The 11,974-nt window shown below is 54.8% G+C and carries 7 protein-coding genes; 6 read left to right on the top strand and 1 reads right to left on the bottom strand.

All coding sequences use genetic code 11. The features are described 5' to 3' along the window. Positions 1-217: 217 nt before the first annotated feature. Positions 218-811, bottom strand: coding sequence for an NAAT family transporter YhgN (yhgN, locus tag AC07RN_RS20845; protein ID WP_015960802.1), 594 nt, complete (start codon positions 809-811; stop codon positions 218-220). Positions 812-987: 176 nt separating this feature from the next. On the opposite strand from yhgN, the gene asd reads away from it, so the two are divergent. The 6 genes from asd (at position 988) to glgP (ending at position 11,708) form a co-directional block, all read left to right on the top strand. Next, positions 988-2,094, top strand: a complete 1,107-nt coding sequence (gene asd, locus AC07RN_RS20850) for an aspartate-semialdehyde dehydrogenase (protein ID WP_235134220.1) — start codon at positions 988-990, stop codon at positions 2,092-2,094. A gap of 245 nt (positions 2,095-2,339) precedes the next feature. Then, positions 2,340-4,526, top strand: a complete 2,187-nt coding sequence (gene glgB / locus AC07RN_RS20855) for a 1,4-alpha-glucan branching enzyme (RefSeq protein ID WP_015960800.1) — start codon at positions 2,340-2,342, stop codon at positions 4,524-4,526. Beyond that, complete coding sequence (gene glgX, locus AC07RN_RS20860) at positions 4,523-6,496, top strand: glycogen debranching protein GlgX (protein WP_478337200.1); 1,974 nt, start codon at positions 4,523-4,525, stop codon at positions 6,494-6,496. Before glgB ends, glgX begins: the two co-directional genes overlap by 4 nt. Positions 6,497-6,513: 17 nt before the next feature. Then, positions 6,514-7,809, top strand: a complete 1,296-nt coding sequence (glgC, locus tag AC07RN_RS20865) for a glucose-1-phosphate adenylyltransferase (RefSeq protein ID WP_015960798.1) — start codon at positions 6,514-6,516, stop codon at positions 7,807-7,809. After that, positions 7,809-9,245: a glycogen synthase GlgA gene (gene glgA, locus AC07RN_RS20870; protein ID WP_202668696.1), complete on the top strand. Its 1,437-nt coding sequence runs from the start codon at positions 7,809-7,811 to the stop codon at positions 9,243-9,245. Before glgC ends, glgA begins: the two co-directional genes overlap by 1 nt. Positions 9,246-9,260: 15 nt before the next feature. After that, entirely contained in the window at positions 9,261-11,708 is a 2,448-nt protein-coding gene (gene glgP, locus AC07RN_RS20875; RefSeq protein WP_015960796.1) for a glycogen phosphorylase, read from the top strand. The last annotated feature ends 266 nt before the right edge of the window (positions 11,709-11,974 follow it).

The raw sequence follows: 11,974 nt of genomic DNA on the forward strand, positions 1-11,974 counted from the left end.
GGGGTGGTCGACCTGAAGAAAAAGTCGATCACCCTGGGTAAAGGATGTTAAAAAGTGTTCACCATGTCTCCGAACACCTGTCTGCCATGTCTCCGGACCGTACACCCACGGGGAGAGGGAGAAAACATTAATAACGGTAACTGGCGTTACCGTTTTGCATTTACCTTGAGGGAGCAAACACTAAAAATGACCACTGGCGTGGCCATTTTGCTTTTACCTACCCTTTCATCCACGCCCGGATCCCATCCAGGAACATCTGCGTCGCCATCATCACCAGAATTAACCCCATCAGGCGCTCCAGCGCATTTACCCCTTTCTCGCCGAGCAGGCGCAGGAACAGCGACGATTGCAGCAAGATGATAAACGTCCCGCCCCAGGCGATCAGCAGGGCGATCACCAGATGGCTCATCTGATTAGGGTACTGATGTGACAGCAGCATCAACGTGGCAAGAATCGTCGGGCCGGCGACCAACGGGATCGCCAGCGGCACGATAAACGGCTCTTCACCCGCAGGCAGACCGCTGCTGCTGCCTTCGGCGCTTGGGAAAATCATCTTAATGGCGATCAGAAACAGAATAATGCCGCCGGAGATTGAAACCGTTTCAGCGCGCAGGTTCAGGAACGCGAGGATTTTTTCACCGGCGAACAGGAAGATAAACATCACCAGCAGCGCGATAAGCAGCTCGCGGATCATGATCGCCCGACGGCGCTTGGGTTCAGTGTGTTTCAGCACCGACATAAAGATGGGCAGGTTGCCGAGTGGATCCATAATCAGGATCAATAGCACCGCTGCGGAAATGATTTCAGTCATTATTTTTATCCCTGATAAAGCCTGTGGTTTCTATTGTAATTAGTGGTATTACTGATCGCAGCGCCATCATCGATTAATTTCGCTTGCGACTTTGGCAGCATTTTGTAATGTGAAGCATATCCCAGTTGAATACTGGTTTGCACAAACAGCACACACCTCTGCAGGAAATAATAGATATGAAAAACGTTGGTTTTATCGGCTGGCGCGGTATGGTCGGCTCTGTTCTCATGCAACGCATGGTTGAAGAGCGCGATTTTGACGCCATCCGCCCGGTCTTCTTCTCCACTTCCCAGTTCGGGCAAGCTGCCCCCGCGTTCGGCGGCGCGTCTACGGGCACGCTTCAGGACGCCTTTAATCTGGAAGCGCTGAAGGCGCTCGACATTATCGTGACGTGCCAGGGCGGCGATTATACCAACGAAATTTATCCAAAGCTGCGTGAAAGCGGCTGGCAGGGCTACTGGATTGACGCGGCGTCTTCGCTGCGCATGAAAGACGATGCCATCATTATTCTCGACCCGGTAAACCAGGGCGTAATCACCGACGGCCTGAACAACGGCGTGAAAACCTTTGTGGGCGGCAACTGTACCGTCAGCCTGATGCTGATGTCGCTGGGTGGCCTGTTCGCGCAGGATCTGGTTGATTGGGTTTCCGTTGCAACGTATCAAGCCGCTTCTGGTGGCGGTGCGCGCCACATGCGTGAACTGCTGGCGCAGATGGGCCAGTTGCATCATCACGTGGCGGACGAGCTGGCGAACCCGGCTTCAGCCATTCTGGATATCGAACGTAAAGTGACTCAGCTGAGCCGCAGCGGTGATTTGCCAGTCGATAACTTTGGCGTCCCGCTGGCGGGCAGCCTGATCCCGTGGATCGACAAACAGCTTGATAACGGCCAGAGCCGTGAAGAGTGGAAAGGCCAGGCTGAGACCAACAAGATTCTCAATACCGCCACGGCGATCCCAGTTGATGGTCTATGCGTTCGCGTCGGTGCGCTGCGCTGCCACAGCCAGGCATTCACCATCAAACTGAAAAAAGATGTGTCGATCCCGACTGTGGAAGAACTTCTGGCTGCGCACAACCCGTGGGCGAAAGTGGTGCCAAACGATCGCGACATCACCATGCGCGAACTGACGCCTGCGGCCGTTACCGGCACGCTGACTACCCCGGTGGGCCGTCTGCGTAAGCTAAACATGGGGCCGGAGTATTTATCGGCCTTCACGGTCGGCGACCAGCTCTTGTGGGGTGCCGCCGAGCCGCTACGCCGCATGCTACGCCAGCTGGCGTAATAATTTGTTAAATCTCAGGGGTGAATATTCACCCCTTTTTTTGCGTACTACACGGAGTAAAACGCGGATGTCACATTTTTTATCGGGAGTCATGTAGAGCGTTGGCTATGCTTTAAGGGAGATTGAATTCTTACCTGAGGGTGGGACGGAGCAGATTGGACAATTTTGCTGCATCGTTCAGGTCACATTAAAAGTCGTTCCGGAGCGCTTAAATAGGGCGACATTAAAAAAACAGGATGAATACCATGTCCGATCGTATTGATAGAGACGTGATAAATGCGCTAATTGCAGGTCATTTTTCCGACCCATTTTCTGTGCTGGGTATGCACCCAACAGAAGCGGGGGTAGAAGTCCGTGCGTTGTTACCGGATGCCACCGAAGTGTGGGTCATTGAACCCAAAACCGGACGCAAAGTGGGCAAGCTTGAATGCCTCGACTCGAGAGGTTTCTTTTCAGGCGTGATTCCCCGCCGTAAAAATATCTTCCGTTATCAACTCGCCGTGCTCTGGCATGGGCAAGAAAACCTGATTGACGATCCCTACAGCTTTGGCCCCCTGATCCAGGAAATGGACGCCTGGCTGCTGTCCGAAGGCACCCATTTACGTCCCTACGAAACGCTGGGCGCACATGCCGATACGATGGACGGCATCACCGGAACGCGTTTTTCCGTGTGGGCACCCAACGCACAGCGCGTCTCAGTTGTGGGGCAGTTCAACTACTGGGATGGTCGCCGCCACCCGATGCGTCTGCGTCGTGAGTCCGGCATCTGGGAGCTGTTTATCCCCGGCGCGCACAACGGTCAGCTCTATAAGTTTGAGATGATCGATGCCCACGGCAAACTGCGCGTCAAAGCCGATCCGTATGCCTTCGAAGCGCAAATGCGCCCGGCCACCGCCTCGCTGATTTGCGGTCTGCCGGAAAAAGTCGTTCAGAGCGAGGAGCGCAAACAGGCGAATAATTTTGATGCGCCGATTTCGATTTACGAAGTGCATCTCGGCTCATGGCGTCGTCATACCGACAATAATTTCTGGCTGAGCTATCGGGAACTGGCCGATCAGCTGGTGCCGTATGCCAAATGGATGGGCTTTACCCATATCGAACTGCTGCCGATTAATGAACACCCGTTTGACGGTAGCTGGGGCTATCAGCCAACGGGGCTGTATGCGCCAACGCGCCGTTTCGGGACGCGCGATGACTTCCGCTATTTCATTAATGCCGCCCACGCCGCCGGGTTGAGCGTCATTCTCGACTGGGTGCCGGGCCATTTCCCGTCCGATGATTTTGGTCTTTCTGAATTCGACGGCACTGATTTGTACGAACACAGCGATCCGCGCGAAGGCTATCATCAGGACTGGAATACCCTGATTTATAACTACGGGCGTCGCGAAGTGGCGAACTATCTGGTCGGCAATGCGCTGTACTGGATTGAACGCTTTGGCATCGACGCATTGCGCGTGGATGCGGTGGCGTCGATGATTTATCGCGATTACAGCCGCAAAGAGGGCGAGTGGATCCCGAATGAGTACGGCGGTCGCGAAAACCTCGAAGCCATTGAGTTTCTGCGCAACACCAACCGCATTCTCGGCGAGCAGGTTCCCGGCGCGGTGACGATGGCGGAAGAGTCGACCGATTTCCCAGGCGTGTCGCGTCCGCCGTCAATGGGCGGGCTGGGCTTCTGGTACAAGTGGAATCTTGGCTGGATGCACGACACGCTGGATTATTTCAAGCTCGACCCGGTGTTCCGTAAGTATCACCACGACAAACTCACTTTCGGGATGCTCTACAACAACACCGAAAACTTCGTGCTGCCGCTGTCGCACGACGAAGTGGTCCACGGTAAGAAATCGATTCTCGACCGCATGCCGGGCGACGCGTGGCAAAAATTTGCCAACCTGCGCGCCTACTACGGCTGGATGTTTGCCTTCCCCGGTAAAAAACTGCTGTTTATGGGCAATGAATTTGCGCAGGGGCGCGAGTGGAATCACGATTCCAGCCTCGACTGGCATCTGCTGGAAGGCGGCGACAACTGGCATCACGGCGTGCAGCGTCTGGTGCGCGACCTCAACCTGACTTACCGCCATCATAAAGCGCTGCACGAGATGGATTTCGACTCATACGGGTTTGAATGGCTGGTGGTGGATGACCACGAGCGCTCGGTGTTTGTTTTTGTCCGTCGCGACAGTGCGGGCAATGAAATCATTGTGGCCAGTAACTTTACGCCTGTACCGCGTCCGCATTATCGCTTTGGCATTAATCAGCCGGGTAAATGGCGCGAAATCCTCAATACCGATTCCAGCCATTATCACGGCAGCAACGCGGGTAATGCGGGCGCGGTTCAGAGCGATGAACACGAAAGCCATGGCCGACCCCACTCGTTAAGCCTCACGCTGCCACCGCTGTCCACCATCTGGCTCGTCCGGGAGGGTGAATGACCCAACTCACGGCAGGAAAACCCGCACCGCTCGGTGCCAGTTTTGACGGCAAAGGGGTGAATTTCACCCTCTTTTCCGCCCATGCGGAGCGGGTAGAACTCTGTGTGTTTGACCGCGAAGGCAACGAGTATCGCTACGATCTGCCTGCGCGCGAAGGGGATATTTGGCACGGCTATCTTGAAGACGGCAAGCCAGGGTTGCGTTACGGTTTTCGCGTCCATGGCCCCTGGCAGCCTGAGTACGGGCTGCGCTTCAATCCGGCCAAATTACTGATTGACCCCTGCGCGCTGCGCGTGGACGGCGATGTCAAAGACGATCCCCTTTTCCTTGATGGTGAGCAACAGCCTGATCCCCGCGATAGCGCAGCCATTGCGCCCCGAAGCGTGGTCGTGAGTGATGTGTATGACTGGGAAGGGGATAGCTCACCTGATATTCCGTGGGGCAACACGGTGATTTACGAAGCCCACGTGAAAGGGCTGACGTATCTCCATCCGGCGATCCCGAAAGAGATTCGCGGCACCTACAAGGCGCTCGGTCATCCGGTGATGATTGCCTACCTCAAGCATCTTGGTATCACTTCGCTTGAGCTTTTACCGATCTGGCATTTTGCCAGCGAACCGCGTTTGCAGCGGCTTGGGCTGACCAATTACTGGGGCTATAACCCGCTGGCGATGTTTGCCCTTGATCCGCGCTACGCCTCGCATCCAGAGAGAGCGCGGGACGAGTTTCGTGATGCCGTAAAAGCGCTGCATCAGGCGGGCATTGAAGTGATTCTGGACGTGGTGCTTAACCACAGTGCGGAACTGGATCTCGACGGACCCACGCTCTCCCTGCGCGGAATCGATAACCGTAGCTATTATTGGATCAGGGAAGATGGCGATTATCACAACTGGACCGGCTGCGGTAACACCCTCAATCTCAGTCATCCGGCGGTGGCCGAGTATGCGCACGCGTGCCTGAAATACTGGGTTGAGACGTTCCATATCGACGGTTTCCGCTTCGATCTGGCTTCGGTGATGGGCAGAACGCCAGCGTTCAGCCAACAGGCGCCGTTGCTTGAGGCGATCAAAAACTGTCCTGTGCTCTCGCGTGTGAAGCTGATCGCCGAGCCGTGGGATATTGGTGAAGGCGGCTATCAGGTGGGGAATTTCCCGCCGCCGTTTGCGGAGTGGAACGATCATTACCGCGATGCGACGCGCCGCTTTTGGCTCGAAAAAAGTTTGTCGCTGGGTGAGTTTGCTGGACGATTTTCCGCGTCCAGCGATGTGTTTAAGCGTCAGGGGCGAAAACCGTTTTCCACCGTCAATCTGGTGACGGCGCACGACGGATTTACCCTTCGCGACTGCGTTTGTTTCAATCAGAAACACAATGAGGCGAACGGTGAGGAAAATCGCGATGGCACTAACAACAACCACAGTTTCAATCATGGTATAGAAGGGTTAGGCGGCAGTCAGGATGTCATCGAGCGGCGACGCGCCAGCGTCCATGCGCTTCTGACAACATTGCTGCTTTCACAGGGGACGCCAATGTTGTTGGCCGGTGATGAACATGGTCACAGTCAGCACGGCAACAACAATGCGTACTGCCAGGATAACCCCTTGACCTGGCTCGACTGGGAACAGGCGAACAGCGGACTGACGCATTTCACGGCTGCTCTGATTCAGCTTCGCCAGCGCATTCCCGCGCTCACTGCGGATACGTGGTGGGAAGAGGGCGACGGCAACGTCCGCTGGTTGAATAAAGATGCGCAACTGTTGAGCGCGCAAGAGTGGCAGAACGGTATGCCATGTCTGCAAATCCTGCTTTCGGATAACTGGCTCATCACGTTTAACGCGACGCAAGATGTCGTTGAGATTGTTTTACCTGACGGGGAGTGGCGCGCCATTCCTCCTTTTGCTGGAGAGGATAATCCGGTGGTGGTGGCTGTCTGGCACGGGCCTGCACACGGAGTGTGTGTATTCCAAAGATGATAAAAAAGGAGTTAGTCATGGTTAGATTAGAGAAGAACGATCCCTTGATGTTAGCGCGCCAGTTACCCTTAAAAACGGTTGCGCTGATTCTTGCCGGTGGACGTGGTACCCGTCTTAAAGATTTGACCATCAAGCGTGCTAAGCCTGCCGTTCACTTTGGTGGTAAGTTCCGCATTATTGATTTTGCGTTGTCGAACTGCCTTAACTCCGGCATCCGCCGTATCGGTGTCATTACTCAGTATCAGTCGCACACGCTGGTGCAGCACATTCAGCGCGGCTGGTCATTCTTCAGCGAAGAGATGAACGAGTTTGTCGATCTGCTTCCGGCCCAGCAGCGCGTTCACGGTGAAAACTGGTATCGCGGCACGGCGGATGCGGTCACGCAAAACCTCGACATCATTCGTCGCTACGGCGCGGAATACATCGTGATCCTCGCGGGCGACCATATTTATAAGCAAGACTACTCGCACATGCTTATCGACCATGTCGAAAAAGGGGCGCGTTGCACCGTGGCGTGTCTGCCGGTGCCCGTTGCTGAAGCGGCGGCGTTTGGCGTCATGGACGTGGACGAAAACGATCTGATTATTGATTTCGTCGAAAAACCGGCGAATCCGCCGACCATGCCGTCAGACCCAACCAAGTCGCTCGCCAGCATGGGTATCTATATCTTTGATGCAGAATACCTTTACGACCTGCTGGAAGAGGATGACAAAGACGAGAACTCCAGCCACGACTTTGGCAAAGACATCATCCCGAAAATTACCAAAGCTGGCATGGCTTATGCACATCCCTTCCCGTTGTCCTGTGTGCAGTCTGACCCAACGGCAGAACCGTACTGGCGCGACGTCGGCACGCTTGAAGCGTACTGGAAAGCGAACCTGGATTTAGCGTCTGTGACGCCTGAGCTGGATATGTATGACCAGAACTGGCCGATTCGCACGCATATGGAATCGCTCCCGCCCGCGAAATTTGTGCAGGACCGTTCCGGAAGCCACGGCATGACCCTGAACTCGCTGGTGTCGGGGGGCTGTATTATTTCGGGTTCAGTCGTTGTGCAATCGGTGCTGTTCCCGCGTGTGCGGATAAATTCCTTCTGCAATATTGATTCGTCAGTATTGCTACCGGATGTGTGGATCGGGCGTTCGTGCCGCTTGCGTCGCTGCGTGATTGACCGCGCCTGTATTATCCCAGAAGGCATGGTGATTGGCGAAAATGCGGAAGAAGACGCGCGTCGTTTCTACCGTTCTGAAGAGGGCATCGTACTGGTCACGCGTGAAATGCTGCGCAAACTGCAGATCAAACAGGAGCGATGATGCAGGTTTTACATGTATGTTCAGAGATGTTCCCGCTGCTGAAAACGGGCGGGTTGGCGGATGTACTCGGCGCATTACCAGCGGCACAAATTGCAGAGGGCATCGACACGCGCGTGTTATTGCCCGCTTTCCCTGATATTCGTCGTGGCATCCCCGACGCTCAGGTGGTCAGCCGTCGCGACACGTTCGCCGGGCGCATCACCCTGCTGTTTGGACATTACAATGGCGTCGGTATTTACCTGATTGACGCCCCGCATCTTTACGATCGTCCAGGGAGTCCGTACCACGACACGAACTTATTCGCTTACACCGACAACGTGCTGCGTTTTGCGCTGCTCGGTTGGGTCGGGGCGGAAATGGCGACCGGTCTGGATCCGTTCTGGCGTCCGGATATTGTCCACGCGCACGACTGGCACGCCGGTCTTGCACCGGCTTACCTGGCGGCGCGCGGCCATCCGGCAAAGTCAGTCTTTACGGTGCACAATCTGGCGTATCAGGGCATGTATTATGCCCATCACATGAATGAAATCGATCTGCCATGGTCGTTCTATAACATGCACGGCCTGGAGTTTAACGGGCAGATTTCGTTCCTGAAGGCCGGGCTGTATTACGCCGATCATATTACGGCGGTCAGCCCAACGTATGCCCGCGAAATCACCGAGCCTGAGTTTGGGTACGGGATGGAAGGGTTACTGCGTCAACGCCAGCGTGAGGGACGCCTGACGGGCATTCTGAATGGTGTTGACGAAAAAATCTGGAACCCGGAAACCGATCTTCTGCTGGCATCGCGATTTAGCCGTGATTCGGTCGAAGATAAGGCCGAGAACAAGCGACAGCTGCAAGTGGCGATGGGACTCAAAGTGAACGACAAAGTCCCGCTGTTTGCCGTCGTCAGCCGTCTCACCAGCCAGAAAGGGCTGGATTTGGTGCTAGAAGCGCTGCCCGGATTACTGGAGCAGGGTGGCCAACTGGCGCTTCTCGGCGCAGGCGACCCGGTGTTGCAGGAAGGTTTCCTTGCTGCCGCCGCGGAACATCCGGGGCAAGTCGGTGTGCAGATTGGTTATCACGAGGCATTCTCGCACCGCATTATGGGCGGTTCCGATGTGATTCTTGTGCCAAGCCGCTTTGAACCGTGCGGTTTAACGCAACTCTACGGATTGAAATACGGCACGCTGCCGTTAGTACGACGCACGGGTGGGCTGGCGGATACGGTGTCCGACACCTCGCTTGAGAATCTGGCGGACGGCATCGCTACCGGATTTGCGTTTGAAGACAGCAATGCCTGGTCGCTGCTACGCGCGATTCGGCGGGCATTTGTATTATGGTCGCGTCCCTCTTTGTGGCGTTTCGTGCAACGCCAGGCGATGGCGATGGATTTTAGTTGGCACGTTGCGGCGCAGTCCTACCGCGATCTTTATCAACGCTTGAAGTCGTAAGGCGGAGTTACTGATATGAATGCACCTTTTAGTTATGCATCCCCGACACTCAGCATTGAGGCGTTAAAACATTCTATTGCCTATAAGCTGATGTTTACCATCGGGAAAGATCCCGTGATCGCCAACAAACACGAGTGGCTCAACGCCACGCTGTTTGCCGTGCGTGATCGTCTGGTGGAACGCTGGCTGCGCTCGAATCGCGCCCAGCTTTCACAGGAAACGCGTCAGGTTTATTACCTGTCGATGGAGTTTTTGATTGGCCGCACCCTTTCCAACGCGCTGTTATCGCTGGGTATTTATGACGATGTCAAAAACGCACTGGAAGAGATGGGGTTAGATTTAGAAGAGCTGATCGACGAAGAGAACGACCCCGGTTTAGGCAACGGCGGTTTGGGGCGTCTGGCGGCCTGTTTCCTTGATTCACTGGCCACGCTGGCGCTGCCTGGGCGCGGATACGGCATTCGCTACGATTACGGTATGTTCAAGCAAAACATCGTCGACGGGCGTCAGAAAGAGTCACCGGATTACTGGCTGGAATACGGCAACCCTTGGGAATTCAAACGCCACAACACACGCTATAAAGTGCGGTTTGGCGGGCGTGTCCAGCTAGAAGGCAAAAAGAGCCGCTGGCTCGAAACCGAAGAGATCCTGGCGGTGGCCTACGACCAGATTATCCCTGGCTACGACACCGATGCGACCAACACATTGCGTCTGTGGAACGCGCAGGCGAGTAGCGAAATCAACCTCGGTAAATTCAACCAGGGCGATTACTTCGCGGCGGTTGAAGATAAAAACCACTCCGAAAACGTCTCGCGCGTGCTCTACCCGGATGACTCCACCTATTCCGGACGCGAGCTGCGTCTGCGTCAGGAGTATTTCCTGGTGTCGTCCACCATCCAGGATATTCTCAGCCGTCACTATCAGCTGCACAGAACTTACGACAATCTGGCAGAAAAAACGGCGATTCACCTCAACGACACCCACCCGGTGCTGTCGATTCCTGAGCTGATGCGCCTGCTGATGGATGAGCATAAATTTAGCTGGGAAGAGGCATTTGAAGTCACCTGCCAGGTCTTCTCTTACACCAACCACACGTTGATGAGCGAAGCGCTGGAAAGCTGGCCTGTCGATATGCTCGGTAAAATTCTGCCGCGCCATCTGCAGATCATCTTTGAAATTAACGACTACTTCCTGAAAACGTTGCAGGAACAGTATCCCGAAGATACCGGGCTGCTGAGCCGCACGTCGATCATTGATGAATCCAACGGACGTCGCGTGCGCATGGCGTGGCTGGCGGTGGTCGTCAGTCATAAAGTGAACGGGGTGTCTGAACTGCACTCGAACCTGATGGTGCAATCGCTGTTTGCCGATTTCGCGAAAATCTTCCCGATGCGTTTCTGCAACGTGACTAACGGTGTCACGCCGCGCCGCTGGCTGGCGCTGGCGAACCAGCCGTTGTCGGAAGTGCTGGATGAAAATATTGGTCGCACGTGGCGAACCGATCTCAGTCAACTCAGCGAACTCGAACAGCACATGGATTTCCCGCTGGTAAACAAAGCGGTGCGTGATGCCAAGCTACTGAACAAAAAGCGCTTAGCGGTTTATATGGCGCAGCATCTGAACGTGGTCGCGAATCCGAAAGCGCTGTTCGACGTGCAGATCAAACGTATCCACGAGTACAAACGACAGCTGATGAACGTGCTGCATGTGATTACGCGCTACAACCGCATTAAGGCCGATCCGACGGCCGAATGGGTGCCTCGCGTAAATATTTTTGCCGGAAAGGCAGCCTCGGCGTACTACATGGCAAAACACATCATTCACCTCATCAATGATGTCGCAAAAGTGATTAACAACGACCCGCAGATTGGCGACAAACTGAAGATCGTGTTTATCCCGAACTACAGCGTGAGCCTGGCGCAGCTGATTATTCCGGCAGCGGATCTCTCCGAACAGATTTCGCTGGCGGGAACGGAAGCCTCCGGAACCAGTAACATGAAGTTTGCGCTGAACGGGGCGTTGACGATCGGTACGCTCGACGGTGCAAACGTGGAGATGCTGGAGCACGTTGGGGCGGATAACATCTTTATCTTTGGGAACACGGCAGAAGAAGTGGAAGAACTGCGCAAGCAGGGCTACAAACCGCGTGATTACTATGAGCAAGATGAAGAATTGCGCGAAGTGCTGACGCAAATCGCCACTGGCGTGTTTAATCCTGAAGAGCCTGGGCGCTACCGTGACCTGGTCGATTCGCTGATTAACTTTGGCGATCATTATCAGGTGCTGGCGGATTTCCGAAGCTACGTGGACTGTCAGGAAAAGGTGGATGAGCTTTATCGTCATCAGGAGGAGTGGGCCACTAAAGCGATGCACAATATCGCCAATATGGGCTATTTCTCGTCGGACAGGACCATCAAAGAGTATGCCGAGAAGATCTGGCATATTGATCCGGTGAGGTTGTAAACCCCCTCACCCTAACCCTCTCCCATAGGGAGAGGGGACTGCCTCGAGCAGTTTTATAGGGCTGGCACATCGCACTGAAGCAAAAGCAAAAAGGCAACGTATGTTGCCTTTTTTAATGTTTTCTCCCTCTCCCTGTGGGTGTACGGTCCGGAGACATGGCAGACAGGTGTTCGGGGACATGGTGAACACTTTTTAACATCCTTTACCCAGGGTGATCGACTTTTTCTTCAGGTCGACCACCCCCACTTTCGTGCTGTACCACCACA

Source organism: Lelliottia sp. GFLA7 (genome assembly GCF_056490165.1).

Coding starts and splice junctions, on each gene's coding strand:
- asd (WP_235134220.1), top strand. CDS start 988: ATGAAAAACGTTGGTTTTATCGGCTGGCGCGGTATGGTCGGCTCTGTT.
- glgP (WP_015960796.1), top strand. CDS start 9,261: ATGAATGCACCTTTTAGTTATGCATCCCCGACACTCAGCATTGAGGCG.
- glgC (WP_015960798.1), top strand. CDS start 6,514: ATGGTTAGATTAGAGAAGAACGATCCCTTGATGTTAGCGCGCCAGTTA.
- yhgN (WP_015960802.1), bottom strand. CDS start 811: ATGACTGAAATCATTTCCGCAGCGGTGCTATTGATCCTGATTATGGAT.
- glgA (WP_202668696.1), top strand. CDS start 7,809: ATGCAGGTTTTACATGTATGTTCAGAGATGTTCCCGCTGCTGAAAACG.
- glgB (WP_015960800.1), top strand. CDS start 2,340: ATGTCCGATCGTATTGATAGAGACGTGATAAATGCGCTAATTGCAGGT.
- glgX (WP_478337200.1), top strand. CDS start 4,523: ATGACCCAACTCACGGCAGGAAAACCCGCACCGCTCGGTGCCAGTTTT.